Below are 17737 nucleotides of genomic sequence, written 5' to 3' on the forward strand. Positions count from 1 at the left end.
TTTAAGGGGAAAGCTGTTTTACCGCTATGGAATTAATTCGGGGTATCCATAACATCCGCGACAGACATCGTGGTTGCGTGCTGACAATCGGTAACTTTGACGGTGTCCATTTGGGTCATCAGGAAGTGCTGCGCCGCGTGGTGGAAAAAGCGCGTGAGCTTGGATTGCCTTCAACGGTAATGCTGTTTGAGCCTCAGCCGCGAGAGCTATTTTCAGGAGAAAATGCCCCGGCAAGGCTCACCCGACTTCGCGATAAGTATGTTCAACTGGCCAAACTGGGTGTTGAGCGTCTCGTCATGGTTAACTTCAACGCCAAATTCGCCTCTATCACGCCGCATGACTTCGTTCATCGCTTGTTGGCTGAACAATTGGGTGTTAAGTTTCTCGTGGTTGGTGATGATTTTCGCTTTGGCGCTAAGCGTCAGGGCGATTTTTGTTATCTGCAAAACGAAGCGACAACGGCTGGCTTTGAAGTGGTAAGTACTGACAGCTTTACTGTCTCTGAGCAACGTGTCAGCAGTACAGCCATTCGTAACGAATTGGCTGCAGGGCATCAAAGTGAAGCAGAATCTATGCTTGGCCGCCCTTACAGCATCAGCGGTCGTGTTTCCCACGGTAAAAAATTGGGTCGAACCATCGGCTTCCCGACCGCAAATGTTCCGCTCAAGCGTCGTGTATCTCCGGTTTCCGGTGTCTATGTGGTGCGTGTTGGTGGAATTGAAGAAGAACAATGGCTGGGTGGTGTAGCGAATGTCGGTACACGGCCTACTGTCAACGGTGTGCGCCAACAACTGGAAGTACACCTTTTTGACCTGGAGCGTGATCTCTATGGTCTTCAAATCGAAGTGCAGCTTTTACATAAACTGCGTGACGAGATGAAATTTGGCTCGCTCGATGAGTTGAAAGCCCAAATCGGAATTGATGCCCAGACAGCGCGTGCGTGGCTGGCTGAGCATGATGAGAAATAATGTCTAAACGTCCATATACGGAATGAACAATCAATGAGTGACTTTAAAGATACCTTAAACCTGCCGGAAACCGCGTTTCCGATGCGAGGTAATCTTGCACAGCGCGAGCCACAGATGCTCAAGCGCTGGTACGACGAAGATCTTTACGGTGAAATCCGTAAAGCTAAGAAAGGCAAAAAATCTTTCATTTTGCATGACGGCCCTCCGTATGCGAACGGCAATATTCACATTGGTCACTCCGTAAACAAAATTCTTAAAGACATTATTATTAAGTCCAAAACCCTTTCGGACTTCGACGCACCTTACGTACCAGGTTGGGACTGTCACGGCCTGCCTATTGAACTGATGGTTGAGAAGAAAGTCGGCAAGCCAGGCCAGAAAGTGTCTGCTGCTGAATTCCGTCAGAAGTGTCGTGAGTACGCCGCGAAGCAGGTTGAAGGCCAGAAGGCTGATTTCAAACGTCTGGGCGTGTTGGGTGAGTGGGACAAACCATACCTGACCATGGATTTTGATACTGAAGCAAACATCATCCGTGCACTGGGTAAAATCGCCGGTAACGGTCACCTGCACAAAGGTTTCAAACCTGTTCACTGGTGTACTGACTGTGGTTCTGCACTGGCAGAAGCTGAAGTCGAGTATTACAACAAAGTTTCTCCTTCAATCGATGTCATGTTCGGTGCTGTCGATGAAGCAGCAGTGCTGTCTAAGTTCAACCTGAACGAAGGTCATGCAGGTCAAGGTGATGTGTCTATCGTTATCTGGACCACCACACCTTGGACTCTGCCAGCGAACCGTGCAGTTGCGGTTTCTGATGCGCTGGAATACGTGCTGGTTCAGGTGGAAGGTGAAACGCCACGTCGTCTGATCATGGCAGCAGAGCTTGCGAAAGATGTGATGGATCGTGCCGGTATCGAGCACTTCCATAATCTGGGCTTCTGTAAAGGTGATGCGCTGGAACTGCTGCGCTTTAACCACCCGTTCTACAGCTTCGATGTTCCTGTGATCCTGGGCGATCACGTAACGACTGAATCAGGTACCGGTGTTGTTCACACGGCACCTGGACACGGCCAGGAAGACTTCGCGGTTGGTCAAAAGTACAACCTTGAAGTAGCAAACCCAGTAGGTAGCAACGGTGTTTACTTGCCAGACACAGAGCTGTTTGCAGGTCAACACGTATTGAAAGCGAACGATAACGTGGTTGAAGTGCTTAAAGAGCACGGTGCGCTGCTGCATCACCACGCTTACGAGCACAGCTATCCACATTGCTGGCGCCACAAAACGCCAATTATCTTCCGTGCAACGCCTCAGTGGTTTATCTCTATGGAGAAAGCGGGCCTGCGTGCAAAAGCACTGGAAGAAATCAAAAACGTACAGTGGATCCCTGAGTGGGGCCAGAACCGTATTGAGTCAATGGTAGAAGGTCGTCCTGACTGGTGTATTTCACGTCAGCGTACTTGGGGTGTGCCAATTGCCCTGTTCGTTCATAAAGAAACGGCAGAGCTTCACCCGAACACCGTTGAGCTGATTGAGCAAGTAGCTCAGAAAGTTGAACAGTCTGGCATCCAGGCATGGTGGGATCTAGAGGCTGAAGAGTTGCTTGGTACAGAAGCGGCGAACTACGAGAAAGTGCTGGACACTCTGGACGTATGGTTCGATTCAGGTGCAACGCACTATGCAGTGGTTAACCAGCGTGAAGAGTTTGCTGGCAATGAAGCAGATATGTATCTGGAAGGTTCAGACCAACACCGCGGTTGGTTCCAGTCTTCCCTGATGACCTCTGTAGCGATCAAGAACCACGCCCCTTACAAGCAGGTTCTGACGCACGGCTTCACTGTTGACGGCCAAGGCCGCAAGATGTCGAAGTCTATCGGTAACGTGGTTTCACCTCAGGACGTGATGAACAAGCTGGGTGGCGACATCCTGCGTCTGTGGGTGGCATCGACTGACTACACCGGCGAGATGACAGTTTCTGACGAAATCCTGAAACGCAGTGCAGACGCATACCGTCGTATTCGTAACACCGCGCGCTTCCTGCTGGCGAACCTGAACGGTTTCAACCCTGAAACTGATATGGTTGCAGCGGAAGATCTGGTAGTTGCAGACCGCTGGGCAGTGGGTAAAGCACTAGAAGCTCAGGAAGAGATCGTGAAAGCGTTCGAAGAGTGTAACTTCCACGCTGTTACGCAACGTCTGATGCAGTTCTGCTCGGTTGAGATGGGTTCATTCTATCTGGACATCATTAAAGACCGTCAGTACACCGCGAAAGCGGGTGGTCACGCACACCGTAGCTGTCAAACCGCGCTATTCCACATTGTGGAAGCACTGGTTCGCTGGATGGCGCCAATCATGTCGTTCACTGCAGATGAAATCTGGAACGAGATGCCAGGCAACCGTAACAAGTTCGTTTTCACCGAAGTATGGTATGACGGTCTGTTCGGTCTGGGTGAAGACGAGCAACTGAACAACGCATTCTGGGCTGAACTGCTTCGCGTGCGCGGTGCAGTGAACAAGGTTCTGGAAGCTGCTCGTAACGAGAAAACTATCGGTGGTTCTCTGGAAGCTGAAGTAACGCTTTATGCCAAACCTGAGTTTGCCGCCAAGCTGCAGGCAATGGGCGATGAACTGCGCTTCGTGCTGCTGACTTCAAAAGCTGAGGTCGTTGCTACTGATGCAGCACCAGAAGCGGCGGTAGCGACTGACGTTGAAGGTCTGTCTGTTGCTGTTGCCAAGTCTGACGCAGAGAAGTGCGATCGTTGCTGGCACCATGTTGCGGATGTTGGCACCATCGAAGGTCATGAAGCGATTTGTGGCCGTTGCGTAAGCAACATCGATGGCGAAGGCGAAAAGCGCCAGTTCGCGTAACAGGCAACGATAGGAAAGCTGGATGAAAGATCTGACAGCGAAACAATCAGGATTGCGTTGGCTATGGCTAGCGCTTCTGGTGTTCGTTCTGGATATCGGCAGCAAATTGCTGGTGATGAATACCATGGGTTACGGCTGGTCGAACCGCATTGAGGTCCTGCCGTTTTTTAACCTGCTTTATGTTCATAACTACGGCGCCGCGTTCAGCTTTCTGAGCGATGCAGGTGGCTGGCAACGTTGGTTCTTTGCCGCCATCGCGCTGGGTGTTTCTGGCATGTTGGTTTACTGGATGCGCCAAACACCCTCGACGAACCGTATACTGAATGTTGCGTATGCTTTGGTCATTGGCGGCGCTATCGGTAACTTGTTTGACCGATTGGTACATGGCTATGTGGTCGACTTTCTTGATTTCTACGTCGGTAACTACCACTGGCCAGCGTTCAACCTCGCTGATACGGGGATTGTGATTGGTGCGGTATTGATTGTGCTGGATAGCATCATCGCATCAAAAAAGCCTCAAGCTGAAGCTGAATAACCTTCGCGCTATGCGACGAAGGGATAATCATTGGCGCTGACTGCTCTGTGGTCGGCGCCAAGTCGTATAAACACCTTGATAACCCAAGTTAAATTGGGGATTTAAGGGCTCTGTTGCTTTTGGTAAATTGCCCGCCAACAAAGGATGTGAGTTAATGGCGCAAATTATTGCAAACAGCGAAGTCATCATGCACTTCACTATCAAACTCGAAGATGGCTCTGTGGCCGACAGCACCAAAACCTCTGGTAAGCCAGCCAAACTGGTGATGGGCGATGGTAGTCTGACGGAGAACTTCGAAAAATGTCTGCTGGGCCTAACTGAAGGTGAATCCGCAAGCTTCACGCTTGAACCTGAAGATGCCTTTGGTCAACCAAACCCAGACAACGTCCAGCACATGGACAGAAGCTTGTTTGCGGGTGATGCTCCAGCAGAAGAAGGCACCATCATCGCCTTCTCAGGCCCAGGCGGTCAGGAGATCCCAGGCTTAATCACAGAAGTGGCGGGCGAGTCTGTGACAGTGGATTTCAATCACCCGCTGGCGGGACACCGTGTTATCTTTGACGTTGAAATTGTCAGTGTTGCTTAAAAAGGCTATTCCATGAAAGTCATGCTAGCTAACCCTCGTGGTTTTTGTGCCGGTGTTGATCGAGCGATCAGCATCGTTGAACGTGCTCTGGAACTCTACCAGCCACCGATTTATGTGCGTCACGAAGTGGTACATAACCGCTTTGTCGTGGAAGGCTTGAAAGCACGCGGCGCGGTATTTGTTGAAGAACTCAGTGAAGTGCCAGACGACAGCATTGTGATTTTCTCTGCGCACGGTGTTTCTCAAGCAGTACGCAATGAAGCGAAAGCCCGTGCGTTGACCGTGTTTGATGCTACTTGCCCATTGGTGACCAAAGTTCATATGGAAGTGGCACGTGCTAGCCGTCGTAATATGGAAGTAGTGTTGATTGGCCATGCCGGTCATCCAGAGGTGGAAGGCACCATGGGGCAATATGCCAGCGAAACCGGTGGCATGTATCTGGTAGAGAAACCGGAAGATGTCTACAAGCTGGACGTGAAAGATCCTTCAAACCTTCATTTCGTCAGCCAAACGACCTTGTCTGTGGATGAGACGGCAGAAGTGATTGAGACGCTGCGCAAAGTCTTCCCGGACATTCAGGGCCCACGCAAAGACGACATTTGCTATGCGACCCAAAACCGCCAGGATGCCGTTCGCGATCTCGCGACCCAATGTGACGTTTTGGTAGTTGTGGGCTCGAAGAACAGCTCGAACTCAAACCGTCTGCGTGAACTGAGTGAGAAACTGGGGACTCCCGGTTATCTGACCGATTGCGCTGAAGACGTGAAAGCTGAATGGTTTGACGGCAAATCCAAAGTCGGAATTACGGCTGGTGCTTCTGCGCCGGAAGAGTTGGTGAACCTCATTATCGCCCGTATTGAAGAGTTGGGCGGTACTGCGGTGGAAGAGCTGAAAGGTCGTGAAGAGAACATGTTCTTTGAAGTGCCACGAGAGCTTCAAGTAAAAGAAGTGCATTGATCGATAAAACCGAAAGGGAGCGAAGGCTCCCTTTTTTACGCCGCCATTCCCGCGATTGAACGCGCAGAGGTTGATTCACATCACGCGGCGAAAAGGGTAGAGTGGTTATCCAGTTACGAATATAACGCGCACAAAGTGGCGTGATGACAGGAAGTTAAAAGGGGAAATAGATGGTTCGCATTGCAATTGCGGGCGCTGCCGGACGCATGGGCCGACAGCTTATTCAGGCGACTGACGCGATGGAAGGCGCGGTTCTGGCTGCAGCAAGTGAGCGTCCTGAGTCGAGCTTGATTGGTACCGACGCAGGTGAACTGGCAGGTATTGGTAAGCGCGATGTAGCAATCGTTGATGATTTGGCGAAAGTGGCCGATCAATTTGATGTCATCATCGATTTCACTGCACCAGTAGCGACACTGGCAAACATTGAGCTTTGCCGTGCTCATGGTAAGCGACTGGTGATCGGTACGACTGGCTTTAGCGAAGAGCAGCGCGCACAGATTGATGCGGCGACCGATGTTGGTATCGTCATGGCGCCAAACTACAGCGTCGGTGTGAACCTCGTTTTCAAACTGCTCGAAAAAGCTGCCAAGGTGATGGGCGGCTACTGTGACATTGAAATCGTTGAAGCGCACCACAGACATAAAGTGGATGCACCATCAGGCACAGCAATTGGCATGGGTGAGGCAATTGCCGGTGCTATGGGTAACAAGTTGAGTGATGTTGCTGTATATGCTCGTGAAGGTATCACTGGTGAGCGTACCCGGGATGAGATTGGTTTTGCGACCATCCGAGCGGGCGATATCGTCGGCGAGCATACTGCTATGTTTGCAGACATTGGTGAACGCGTGGAAATTACCCACAAAGCGTCTAACCGTATGACCTTTGCCAATGGTGCTGTTCGCGCTGCGGTGTGGTTGGCTGCAAAAGATGCGGGCTTCTATACCATGCAAGACGTGCTTGAACTGGACACCCTGTAAGTCGCTCGTTTTTCCAGTTAACACGCTTTCATATAACTATGCAGTATCTTTCTGTATGCTGCATAGTTTTTCTCAATAAATGGCGATTTTATTTAAATAGTCACTATTTGCAAAAATCCTCCAACTTAACTGTGTTTTAAGTGTCATCGGTTTGGGATTCATGGTTAAGCCATCAAAAACCAAACTAAACTCTGACAATAAAAACGGTTGCGTGATGACCTGACTGTATTTCTTTCCCGTCTCATCCTTCCTTCCTTAAAGTGTTAACCTGTACGATGAAATTTCGTATGGAATCCTCAGATAATACTCACTTTTGCCCGTTTGAGAGGCAAAATCTCAGCTGCAGGCCATAAGTAATATTCTTTTTTTTGCCACTTATTGACAGCTTGTGAATCGATCTCTAGAATGCGCGCAATTTGTCAAAATTCAGCTTTAGTGATTTTTGGCACTTGTATGGAATGCTTTGATGCAAGATTATATAGTTTTTCTGCATCTTTATTGATTTGGAGGTTGTCTTGAGCAAGTCTGCGCTCTTAGTCCTGGAAGACGGGACTGTATTCCACGGTGAATCCATTGGTGCTGATGGAACCGCTGTTGGTGAAGTTGTTTTCAATACCTCGATGACGGGGTACCAAGAAATTCTCACCGACCCTTCCTATTCCCAGCAAATCGTTACTCTCACTTATCCCCACATTGGCAATACCGGTACTAATACCGAAGACGAAGAATCCTCAAAAATCCATGCTCAAGGCCTGGTAATCCGCGACCTCCCTCTTATCGATTCTAACTTCCGTAATCAGCAATCCCTTTCTGATTATCTGAAATCCCAAAACATCGTTGGCATCGCTGATATCGACACCCGTAAGCTGACCCGTTTGCTGCGTGAAAAAGGCGCTCAGAATGGTTGCATCGTTGCGGGCGACAACATCGATGAAGCGCTGGCACTGGCAAAAGCTAAAGAATTCCCTGGCCTGAAAGGCATGGATCTGGCGAAAGAAGTGACGACAGCTGAAGCGTACGAGTGGAAACAAGGCTCATGGACGCTGGAAGGCGGCCTGCCAGAAGCGAAAGATGACAGCGAACTGCCTTATCACGTAGTGGCTTACGATTTCGGTGCGAAACGTAACATTCTGCGTATGTTGGTTGACCGTGGCTGCCGCTTGACTGTGGTTCCAGCTCAGACTTCAGCAGAAGACGTGCTAGCAATGAACCCAGACGGTGTGTTTCTGTCAAACGGCCCTGGCGACCCGGCACCATGTGAGTACGCGATTGAAGCGACCAAAGTGTTCCTGGAGAAAGGCTTGCCAATTTTCGGCATCTGTTTGGGTCACCAAATCCTGGCGTTGGCATCAGGCGCACAAACCGTGAAGATGAAGTTTGGTCACCACGGCGCAAACCACCCGGTTAAAGACTTGGACCGCAATGTGGTGATGATCACCAGCCAGAACCACGGCTTTGCAGCAGACGAAGAAACGCTGCCAGCTAACCTGCGCGCGACGCACAAATCTCTGTTCGACGGCTCATTGCAAGGCATCCACCGCACGGATAAGCCGGCATTCAGCTTCCAGGGCCACCCTGAAGCGAGCCCAGGTCCGCACGATGCGGCACCGCTTTTCGACCACTTTATTGAACTGATCAAGCAACACAGCGCGTAATCCGGAGTAGCAGAGAATGCCAAAACGTACAGATATTCAAAGTATTCTTATCCTTGGCGCAGGCCCGATTGTTATCGGTCAGGCGTGTGAGTTCGACTATTCAGGTGCACAGGCGTGTAAAGCGCTGCGTGAAGAGGGTTACCGCGTTATTCTGGTGAACTCTAACCCTGCCACCATCATGACTGACCCAGAGATGGCTGATGCGACTTACATCGAGCCAATCCAGTGGGAAGTGGTACGCAACATTATCGAAAAAGAGCGTCCAGATGCGGTTCTGCCTACCATGGGTGGCCAGACAGCACTGAACTGTGCATTGGATCTGGAAAAACACGGCGTACTGGCTGAGTTCGGTGTGGAAATGATCGGTGCAACGGCGGATGCGATTGATAAAGCAGAAGACCGTTCACGCTTCGACAAAGCCATGAAGTCTATCGGCCTGGAATGTCCACGCGCTGACACGGCGAAGACCATGGAAGAGGCTTACAAAGTCCTCGATATGGTGGGCTTCCCATGTATCATCCGTCCTTCTTTCACCATGGGTGGTACCGGTGGCGGTATCGCATATAACAAAGAAGAGTTCGACGAAATCTGTCGCCGCGGTCTGGATCTGTCTCCAACCAATGAGCTGCTGATTGACGAATCTCTGATCGGTTGGAAAGAGTACGAAATGGAAGTGGTTCGCGACAAAGCGGACAACTGTATCATCGTGTGTTCTATCGAGAACTTCGATGCCATGGGTATCCACACCGGTGACTCCATCACGGTTGCACCTGCTCAGACCCTGACTGACAAAGAATACCAACTGATGCGTAACGCATCGCTGGCTGTTCTGCGTGAAATCGGCGTTGAAACTGGTGGCTCTAACGTTCAGTTCGGTATCAACCCGAAAGATGGCCGTATGGTTATCATCGAAATGAACCCACGTGTATCACGCTCTTCTGCACTGGCATCGAAAGCAACGGGTTTCCCGATTGCAAAAGTGGCAGCGAAACTGGCTGTTGGTTTCACCCTTGATGAGCTGATGAACGACATCACTGGCGGTGCAACGCCAGCGTCTTTTGAACCGACCATCGACTACGTGGTTACCAAGATCCCACGCTTCAACTTCGAAAAATTTGCGGGCGCAAATGACCGCCTGACTACCCAGATGAAATCTGTGGGTGAAGTCATGGCTATCGGCCGTAACCAACAGGAATCACTGCACAAAGCGCTGCGTGGTCTGGAAGTTGGTGCGACCGGTTTCGACGAGATGGTTGACCTGGATGAACCAGATGCACTGACCAAAATCCGCCACGAGCTGAAAGATGCAGGCGCAGAGCGTATTTGGTACATCGCAGATGCATTCCGTGCGGGCATGTCCGTAGACGGCGTGTTCAAACTGACCAACATTGATCGCTGGTTCCTGGTTCAAATCGAAGAGATTGTGAAGCTGGAAGCGGAAATCAAAGAAGGCGGCTTTGCTGGCCTGAATGCGAAAGTACTGCGCAAACTGAAGCGCAAAGGTTTCTCCGATGCACGCCTAAGCAAGCTGCTGGGTGTGAGCGAAAGCGAAATCCGCAAACTGCGCGACCAGTACGACATTCACCCTGTGTACAAGCGTGTTGATACCTGTGCAGCGGAGTTCTCTTCTGATACGGCGTACATGTACTCATCTTACGATGAAGAGTGTGAAGCGAACCCTTCAGATAAAGACAAGATCATGGTTCTGGGCGGCGGTCCAAACCGTATCGGTCAAGGTATCGAATTCGACTACTGCTGTGTACATGCATCACTGGCACTGCGTGAAGACGGCTTTGAGACCATCATGGTTAACTGTAACCCTGAGACGGTTTCGACTGACTACGACACTTCAGACCGTCTGTACTTCGAACCAGTAACACTGGAAGACGTACTGGCCATTGCGCGTGTTGAAAAGCCTAAAGGCGTTATCGTTCAGTATGGTGGCCAAACACCACTGAAACTGGCGCGTGCGCTGGAAGCAGCAGGTGTGCCAATTATCGGTACTAGCCCTGATGCTATCGACCGTGCAGAAGACCGTGAGCGTTTCCAGGCGGCGGTTGAGCGTCTGGGCCTGAAACAGCCTGAAAACGCGACAGTAACGGCACTGGAGCAAGCGGTAGAGAAATCCCGTGAAATCGGTTATCCGCTGGTGGTTCGTCCTTCTTATGTACTGGGTGGCCGCGCAATGGAAATCGTTTACGACGAAAGCGACCTGCGCCGTTACTTCAACGAAGCGGTAAGCGTATCTAACGAATCACCAGTACTTCTGGACCGTTTCCTAGATGACGCGACCGAAGTTGACGTCGATGCAATCTGCGACGGTGAGCGCGTGGTGATTGGCGGCATCATGGAGCATATCGAACAAGCGGGTGTTCACTCCGGTGACTCTGCATGTTCACTGCCTGCTTACACGTTAAGCCAAGATATTCAGGACGAGATGCGCCGTCAGGTAGAGAAACTGGCTTTCGAGCTGGGCGTTCGTGGCCTGATGAATACTCAGTTTGCAGTAAAAGACGGAGAAGTTTACCTGATTGAGGTGAACCCACGTGCAGCGCGTACCGTACCTTTCGTATCAAAAGCGACCGGCGCACCACTGGCGAAGATTGCTGCTCGTGTTATGGCGGGTCAATCTTTGGAATCACAGGGTTTCACTCAGGAAATCATTCCTCCTTACTACTCAGTGAAAGAAGTGGTTCTGCCATTCAACAAGTTCCCTGGCGTTGACCCACTGCTTGGCCCTGAAATGCGTTCAACCGGTGAAGTTATGGGTGTGGGCGACACGTTTGCAGAAGCGTTTGCGAAAGCAGACCTTGGCTGTGGCAAAACCTACACTGAGCAAGGTCGTGCACTGCTGTCTGTTCGTAACAACGACAAGCAACGTGTCGTTGATCTGGCAGCCAAGCTTATCAAGTTGGGCTTCGAGCTGGATGCAACTCACGGTACTGCGGTTGTTCTTGGTGAAGCGGGTATCAACCCGCGTCTGGTGAACAAAGTACACGAAGGTCGTCCTCACATTCTTGACCGTATCAAGAACGGTGAGTACAGCTACATCATCAATACCACCGAAGGTCGTCAAGCGATTGAGGACTCGAAGGTACTTCGTCGCGGCGCACTGGCAGAGAAGGTGAACTACACCACTACGCTGAACGCAGCCTTCGCAACCTGTATGGCTCATGCAGCAGCTGACCTGTCGAAAGTGAATTCAGTACAAGAACTGCATGCACGCGTGGCAGAAAAGTACGGTAAATAATTAACAAAACTGCCCCGAACGATTTGGAGTTGACGCTTTGAGTTGTGAGGGGAGACTAATGAGTCGGCAGTAAGCCGACCGTTACGATAACCTCCTTGCCCGCCTTAATGGCGGGCTTTTTTATGTTTTTAGTTTTTCACACTTGATATTTTTTGCCTTGTTTTTAGTTGAGTTCTTGTACGTTCCACATAGAATTTACGGGTCGCAATGCTGCGACTGAAATGGAGAAAACCATGAACGTTATCGACCAGCCTCCGAGTTGCAAGGGAAGCCTGTAATCCCAGACGGTAACGTTCGTGATCATTTCGCGTTTCAACCGTCCGGTTGGAATGCTCCGCTTTAAAGCTCCTTTTTATTCCCTGTGCTTCCCGAAAATTCTGAGTGAGAAAACTGACTGCATTCGTATGTCGTTAAAAGGCTTCTGCACTTTTTCGTCTGAAATCAGTCGCTTTTCTTTGGTCGTTACACCTAGCCAATCGGGAGGTTCGCTATGGCGGTAATGAACGCTACTTCGCTGGGAAACCAGCCAACTGCTTTTGCTGCGAGAGAAATTGAAGCAGCAAGAAGCGCATTTTTATTTCATGAAAACAATGAGCGTGTTCGCTTACTCTCTGTGATGCCCGTTAGTGAGGCGATTGCAGTATTAAATCAGTGCCCGGTGGCATTGGTTCGACGGCTGCTTGATGACCTGGCTGAAACTGGGGAGGTAGTGCGTGTGAGGCAAATTGCCACTGGACTTGGGCTTATCAGCTCAGAAGCAGAGCCTGATGGCAACTACTTGACTAACTCGGTATTGAGCCATGTCCGTCAACGGATTGGTTGGATTGTCGGATTAGCACTGCTTGGTATTGTTTCGGGACTTATCATCTCGCATTACGAAGATACTTTGAGCCAGTTGGTGTTGCTGGCTATCTATATGCCAGTCATTGCAGCCGCAGGCGGTAATGCAGGTTCACAAGCCGCGACACTGGTGGTCAGGGCGTTGGCGATGAATGAAGTCAGACCGGGGCAGTGGCTTCAGGTGATGTGGAAAGAAGTGAGGATCGCGGCGATCATCGCGATCGCACTGGCGACCGTCATCATGGCGAGGGTGATGTTATTCAGTGATGACAGTGCGCTGCCAGCAGGCATGACCTTAATTGATATCGCCATAGCCATAGGCCTGGCATTGAGCATTCAAGTAACAATTTCGACCACCCTTGGTGGAGTGCTGCCTTTGGTGGCAAGAAAGCTAAAGCTTGACCCTGCTGTGTTGGTTAGCCCTGTATTGGCATCAGTGGTCGATATCAGTGGAATGGCTATTTACTTCGTCACTGTTAACGCATGGTTAGGCTTGACGTAAGAAGTGCCTGATAAAGTTCCCGTTCAAATTGGGTGATCGGGCTGGCGACATTGGCTGGCCTGTCATCCGATTTGGGGATGTGATAGTTCGTCACTAGTTGCACGACCAAGATATCTTTACCTTGCTGATTTTTCAGTACGCCAGCGAGGTTATGACTGCCATATAACGAGCCTGTTTTTGCAGCGAGTCTTTGTTTTAAAGGCGCATGGCGCACACTGGAGCGGTATTTCAGGGTGCCATCGACGCCTGAAACTGGCAGCATGGAAAGCACGCCGAGACTCGGGTTTTCATAAACGTAATGCATGACGTTCATCAGCTGAGAAGCCGTCATGCGGTTGTTACGTGACAAACCAGAACCATCAACTATCACTGCATGGGTTAAATCCAGCCCAGCTTTTTCCTGCAAAATCGCTTTCACCGCTGCAGCGCCGTTTGCAAAAGTACCGGGTTGACCGTAATAACGGTGCCCCATGGTTTTTAAAAGGTTGTCGGCCAACAAGTTATCAGAGCGCTTCAGCATGACCTTTAGGAGTGCATCCCGCGGATCCGATGTATGTCTTGCTAGCAATGTGCGGTCGTCCTTGGCTGCGCCCTGTCGAATCTTTCCATCCAATTTGATAGCGGCACTTTTGAGCTCTGAAGCCAACACATCTTCGACATATTTCTGTGGATTCTGAATCGCAAACTTTAGAGGGAGCGGATTCGCACGGTGTTGTAAGCACCCGCTTAGTAAATACTGGTTGTTGTTGTCGTAATGAAGCTCTAAATCACACAGATTGGCTTCCTGCTCGCTTTTGGTCACGGCGAGCGCGTCAGTGTTGACTTGTACAGGCTGGTGTTCAGGGACAAAGACACGGGTGAGTTTTTGATTTTTTTCACTGTATATCGAGCCTTGAACACAGTTTCGTTCCAATGCAACTGCGCTGGAAGGGGCGCTATAACAAACGCCCAGGATATCCCACGGCCATCCTACTGCTCTCTCGTAGCCTGCAAACACAGTCCCATCCAGCCAAACATCGCCTCTGATTCGCTTCACGCCTTTGGCTTTAAGGGCGCTAACCATAAGCTGGAGGTCTTTTCGCGTTAAAGTAGGATCACCCGAAAAGGTAAATACGATGTCATTGCCAGCCTGTTCAACTTTTGTTTCAAAGGCAAAGTCTTTAGGAAGATAGAGGCTGGCTGCAAGGGCAGTGACCACCTTCTGGGTACTGGCTGGTGGTAGAAGAATGTCGTCGCCGACTGACACAATCTCAGAGCCAGAATTTGCATCATGGACAGAGAGTGCCAATTGGCTTCCTGCGGGGAGCATTGCCTGAATTTTATTGAGCGGGACGGCGTGAGTTGAGAAAGAAAGCGAGATGAAAAATAGCAGAGTAAGAAGGCGCACCATGAATTCTCCGGCAAAGAAGGCAGATCCAGTATGGTACAAAAAACGCCTACACGTAGGTAGGCGTTTTGATATTCAATATTAAGTATTTAACTTAACAGAGAATTAGAAGTCGTAACGCAGGCCAACAACAAATTGATCTTCTGCTTTTTCAGGCTTACCAATCTCCACTTCGTTTTTGTCTAGCAGGTTGAAGTTGTAAGACGTGTAAGCACGGAAGTTGTCGTTGAAGTAATGAGTTGCGTCGATTGCGATTGCTTCAACATTTTCAGCACGAACAGTGTGACTACCGATCTTACCTTCTGCGTTGTTGTAAGTCGTAGTGAACTTGGTTTGGCCCATTTTGTAAGCGGCCGCAATTTCGTAACCAGTCAGGTCAGTTTTCACACCTGCTTCTTTACTTTCACCATCTTTATATAGACCTGCGAAGTAGAAATCACCAATGGTGTAAGACATTGCTGCTTGCATTTGGCTTTCAGCAGCACTGTTCAGAGTGTCTTTACCTTGGTCAGCGTAACCCAGACCAAGAGCCAGACCGTTCTCCATCGCGTAAACCGCAGCCATAGAGTAACCGCCGTCAACAACCAAGTCGCCGTTCAGGTCAGTGGTTTCGCCCACGTAGTTTGCTTTAACAGTCAGGCCACCAAACTCACCCATGTAAGCCAGGTTGTTTTGAATACGGTCAGCAACGGCGATTTTACCGCTCGCGCCAGCACCGTGGTAAGACATGATGTCGGTAAAGTCAGTGATCATGCCCAGAGAGCCGTCAGTTTTACCGTAAGCGATTTTGCCGAACTCGGTACCGATACCCGCGAAGCCGTAACGTACTTCGTCAGTAGTCGTTGTGTACTCGTGCTCGAAGAAACCAAAACCAGTGACGTTCTCAGCAATTTCAGTTTGACCCAGGATGTTCATACGAGCACGACTCTTGTCAGTCATGTCGCCGTCTTGCATCAGGGCGCGCGCTTCGATACGGCCACCGATAGCCATAGAAGAAGTGCCGTCGTTAAAAACTTCTGCAGCAGAGACAGAGGTAGAAGCTACAGCAGCTACAGCAAGAGCAATCAACTTTTTGTTCATTACGTTGTCCTTTATATGAATTTGATTTTCGGGACGTTATCTCCAAACGTCACGATGCCTTGTTTGTAACCGCTCCCGATTTGGGACTGTTAGTAAAACAATCAAAAAACAAATAGAAAACACTGTTTTTTATGTGAGTGAAGATTGTTAATGGCTTTAATAACAGGTGGTTATGTCGTCTTGGCAAAGTTCATTGGATGTGGGGTGATTTAGAATTTTTTATATTTAATTGCGAACTAAATCTCTACGGTGTTGGTTTAATATGTGATGTGCATTTGAGAATTGCACTCTAAAGTATGTTTTGGCTTTTCCGCTCACGATTTTGGGAAGCTAGGCTTTCAAATCGTTGGTGACCTGAACAGATAACTTGTTTACACTGAGATGAAAGTAATTCGTTGGCTGCGCTCAAACTCTGTCTGGGCGTGGCTTTGTTTTTGCCAAAACATATGGTTTTGGTCACAGAGGTAATGTCATTTATGGATAAAGTACCAATGACTGTGCGTGGCGAACAGCAATTGAGAGAAGAGCTGGATCGCCTGTTGAAACGCCGTCCGCTTATTACTCAAGCGATAGCAGAAGCTCGCGAACTTGGTGACCTGAAAGAGAATGCGGAGTACCACGCTGCTCGCGAAGAGCAAGGCATTTGTGAAGCACAAATCCGTGATATCGAGTACAAGCTTTCTGTCGCTCAGGTGATCGACATTGCGAAAATGCCAAATAACGGCAAAGTCATCTTCGGTTCAACCGTAACGCTAATTGACTGTAACACTGACGACGAGGTGACTTACCAAATCGTGGGTGATGACGAGGCGGACATCAAACAGAACCTGATTTCCATTAACTCGCCAATCGCACGTGGTCTTATCGGAAAAGAAGAAGGCGACGAAGTGTCTATCACTGTGCCTGGCGGTGTGAAAGAGTTTGAGATCGACAGCGTCCAATACGTGTGATGATTAGGTGCTTGCGAACAATAAAAATGTTAGTGATTGTTACAAGCACCAGATGCAAAAAAGGCCGCTAAGCGGCCTTTTTTATTTGCGTGGCAATTCGATCTTGCGCTCTTCGCTTTGACGGTACAGAACCAGAACTTTACCGATAACCTGTACTTTCTCTGCTTTAGTTTCACGAACGATTGCGTCTACAATCAGGTTCTTAGTGTCGCGATCTTCTGATGCCACTTTCACCTTGATCAATTCGTGATGATCGAGAGCGATTTCAATCTCAGCAAGCACGGCTTCTGTCAGGCCATTCGCACCCATGAGTACAACCGGCTTCAGGTTGTGTGCAAGACCTTTCAGATACTGTTTTTGTTTTGTGCTTAGATTCATTGATGACTCGATTTATTGTTTTATCGGGGTTGAAAACGTGACATTCTACCGCCATCTCTATCCAAACTGAACAAATATCCCCCTGAATCGACCGCAAGAAATTTGTGGCAGTATTGTGGGCTAGGTAAAACATGAGCAAAAAGAAACACTCAGCGAGCTCTGGTCGCTGGTTGAAAGAACATTTTGATGATAAATATGTTCAAGAGGCCCAGAAAAAAGGCTTTCGTTCCCGAGCCATTTTTAAGCTCGATGAAATCCAGGGTAAGGATAAACTGCTAAAACCGGGCATGACGATTGTGGATTTGGGTGCCGCTCCTGGCGGTTGGTCTCAATACGCAGTAGAGCAAGTCGGTGATAGTGGACAGGTGATTGCCTGTGATATTCTGCCTATGGACTCGCTTCCAGGCGTGGCCTTCTTGCAAGGTGATTTCCGCGAAGAAGCGGTGCTGAATGCGTTACTTGACCGTATCCAACCGGACATGGTGGATGTGGTGATGTCAGACATGGCACCTAACATGAGCGGTAATTTAGCGTCTGACCAACCACGAGCCATGTATCTTGTTGAGCTTGCATTGGATATGTGTCGTGAAGTCTTGGCACCGAATGGTTCATTTATTGTTAAGGTTTTCCAAGGTGAAGGCTTTGATCAGTACTTGGCCGAAGTGCGTAAGATGTTTAAAGCGGTGAAAATCCGCAAACCTGATTCCTCCCGTGCGCGCTCGCGTGAGGTCTACATTGTGGCTACAGGGTATAAACTGTAGTACTCTACCATTATTAATATAGTTTTTGCGGGGCTAACACCTTGAGTGA

At 49.5% G+C, this 17737-nt stretch carries 14 protein-coding genes; 11 read left to right on the plus strand and 3 right to left on the minus strand.

Annotated elements, in window-relative coordinates:
- The first annotated feature begins 26 nt into the window (after positions 1-26).
- The 9 genes from ribF (at position 27) to QL223_RS19265 (ending at position 13132) form a co-directional block, all read left to right on the plus strand.
- Positions 27-968: a bifunctional riboflavin kinase/FAD synthetase gene (gene ribF, locus QL223_RS19225; protein ID WP_002540353.1), complete on the plus strand. Its 942-nt coding sequence runs from the start codon at positions 27-29 to the stop codon at positions 966-968.
- A gap of 33 nt (positions 969-1001) precedes the next feature.
- Positions 1002-3830 carry an isoleucine--tRNA ligase gene (ileS, locus tag QL223_RS19230; RefSeq protein ID WP_281545657.1) on the plus strand — a complete coding sequence of 943 codons (2829 nt, stop codon included), beginning with the start codon at positions 1002-1004 and terminating at the stop codon, positions 3828-3830.
- A gap of 22 nt (positions 3831-3852) precedes the next feature.
- Positions 3853-4365 (plus strand): signal peptidase II, encoded by a 513-nt coding sequence (lspA, locus tag QL223_RS19235; protein ID WP_002540350.1) that lies wholly within the window; start codon positions 3853-3855, stop codon positions 4363-4365.
- Between the two features lie 154 nt (positions 4366-4519).
- Positions 4520-4951, plus strand: a complete 432-nt coding sequence (fkpB, locus tag QL223_RS19240; RefSeq protein ID WP_046304412.1) for an FKBP-type peptidyl-prolyl cis-trans isomerase — start codon at positions 4520-4522, stop codon at positions 4949-4951.
- A 12-nt stretch (positions 4952-4963) separates the two neighbouring features.
- Positions 4964-5908, plus strand: a complete 945-nt coding sequence (gene ispH / locus QL223_RS19245; protein ID WP_002540347.1) for a 4-hydroxy-3-methylbut-2-enyl diphosphate reductase — start codon at positions 4964-4966, stop codon at positions 5906-5908.
- A 170-nt stretch (positions 5909-6078) separates the two neighbouring features.
- Positions 6079-6885, plus strand: a complete 807-nt coding sequence (gene dapB, locus QL223_RS19250; protein ID WP_165017017.1) for a 4-hydroxy-tetrahydrodipicolinate reductase — start codon at positions 6079-6081, stop codon at positions 6883-6885.
- Between the two features lie 515 nt (positions 6886-7400).
- The gene (gene carA / locus QL223_RS19255; protein WP_281545658.1) at positions 7401-8540 is read left to right on the plus strand and encodes a glutamine-hydrolyzing carbamoyl-phosphate synthase small subunit; all 1140 of its coding nucleotides are present in this window, start codon (positions 7401-7403) and stop codon (positions 8538-8540) included.
- Between the two features lie 16 nt (positions 8541-8556).
- Entirely contained in the window at positions 8557-11790 is a 3234-nt protein-coding gene (gene carB, locus QL223_RS19260) for a carbamoyl-phosphate synthase large subunit (protein WP_281545659.1), read from the plus strand.
- 490 nt (positions 11791-12280) lie between these two features.
- Positions 12281-13132: a magnesium transporter gene (locus QL223_RS19265; RefSeq protein WP_281545660.1), complete on the plus strand. Its 852-nt coding sequence runs from the start codon at positions 12281-12283 to the stop codon at positions 13130-13132.
- On the opposite strand, the gene dacB is transcribed toward QL223_RS19265, so the two are convergent.
- Positions 13107-14522: a serine-type D-Ala-D-Ala carboxypeptidase gene (gene dacB / locus QL223_RS19270; RefSeq protein WP_281545661.1), complete on the minus strand. Its 1416-nt coding sequence runs from the start codon at positions 14520-14522 to the stop codon at positions 13107-13109. The two genes, QL223_RS19265 and dacB, sit on opposite strands and share 26 nt — an antisense overlap.
- A 102-nt stretch (positions 14523-14624) precedes the next feature.
- Positions 14625-15599 (minus strand): porin, encoded by a 975-nt coding sequence (locus QL223_RS19275; protein WP_281545662.1) that lies wholly within the window; start codon positions 15597-15599, stop codon positions 14625-14627.
- Positions 15600-16075: 476 nt separating this feature from the next.
- On the opposite strand from QL223_RS19275, the gene greA reads away from it, so the two are divergent.
- Entirely contained in the window at positions 16076-16549 is a 474-nt protein-coding gene (gene greA, locus QL223_RS19280; protein WP_192815517.1) for a transcription elongation factor GreA, read from the plus strand.
- An 81-nt stretch (positions 16550-16630) separates the two neighbouring features.
- Here greA and yhbY read toward each other — a convergent pair whose 3' ends face one another.
- On the minus strand, positions 16631-16927 hold the full coding sequence (yhbY, locus tag QL223_RS19285) for a ribosome assembly RNA-binding protein YhbY (RefSeq protein ID WP_002540335.1): 297 nt from the start codon (positions 16925-16927) through the stop codon (positions 16631-16633).
- Between the two features lie 131 nt (positions 16928-17058).
- On the opposite strand from yhbY, the gene rlmE reads away from it, so the two are divergent.
- Positions 17059-17688: a 23S rRNA (uridine(2552)-2'-O)-methyltransferase RlmE gene (gene rlmE, locus QL223_RS19290; protein WP_002540334.1), complete on the plus strand. Its 630-nt coding sequence runs from the start codon at positions 17059-17061 to the stop codon at positions 17686-17688.
- Positions 17689-17737 lie beyond the last annotated feature (49 nt).

Origin of the sequence: Grimontia sp. SpTr1, assembly GCF_947387585.1 — a bacterium.
Classification (GTDB): Bacteria; Pseudomonadota; Gammaproteobacteria; order Enterobacterales; family Vibrionaceae; genus Enterovibrio; species Enterovibrio indicus.

Coding starts and splice junctions, on each gene's coding strand:
- dacB (WP_281545661.1), bottom strand. CDS start 14,522: ATGGTGCGCCTTCTTACTCTGCTATTTTTCATCTCGCTTTCTTTCTCA.
- yhbY (WP_002540335.1), bottom strand. CDS start 16,927: ATGAATCTAAGCACAAAACAAAAACAGTATCTGAAAGGTCTTGCACAC.
- rlmE (WP_002540334.1), top strand. CDS start 17,059: ATGAGCAAAAAGAAACACTCAGCGAGCTCTGGTCGCTGGTTGAAAGAA.
- fkpB (WP_046304412.1), top strand. CDS start 4,520: ATGGCGCAAATTATTGCAAACAGCGAAGTCATCATGCACTTCACTATC.
- QL223_RS19265 (WP_281545660.1), top strand. CDS start 12,281: ATGGCGGTAATGAACGCTACTTCGCTGGGAAACCAGCCAACTGCTTTT.
- dapB (WP_165017017.1), top strand. CDS start 6,079: ATGGTTCGCATTGCAATTGCGGGCGCTGCCGGACGCATGGGCCGACAG.
- ileS (WP_281545657.1), top strand. CDS start 1,002: ATGAGTGACTTTAAAGATACCTTAAACCTGCCGGAAACCGCGTTTCCG.
- ribF (WP_002540353.1), top strand. CDS start 27: ATGGAATTAATTCGGGGTATCCATAACATCCGCGACAGACATCGTGGT.
- ispH (WP_002540347.1), top strand. CDS start 4,964: ATGAAAGTCATGCTAGCTAACCCTCGTGGTTTTTGTGCCGGTGTTGAT.
- lspA (WP_002540350.1), top strand. CDS start 3,853: ATGAAAGATCTGACAGCGAAACAATCAGGATTGCGTTGGCTATGGCTA.
- QL223_RS19275 (WP_281545662.1), bottom strand. CDS start 15,599: ATGAACAAAAAGTTGATTGCTCTTGCTGTAGCTGCTGTAGCTTCTACC.
- greA (WP_192815517.1), top strand. CDS start 16,076: ATGGATAAAGTACCAATGACTGTGCGTGGCGAACAGCAATTGAGAGAA.
- carB (WP_281545659.1), top strand. CDS start 8,557: ATGCCAAAACGTACAGATATTCAAAGTATTCTTATCCTTGGCGCAGGC.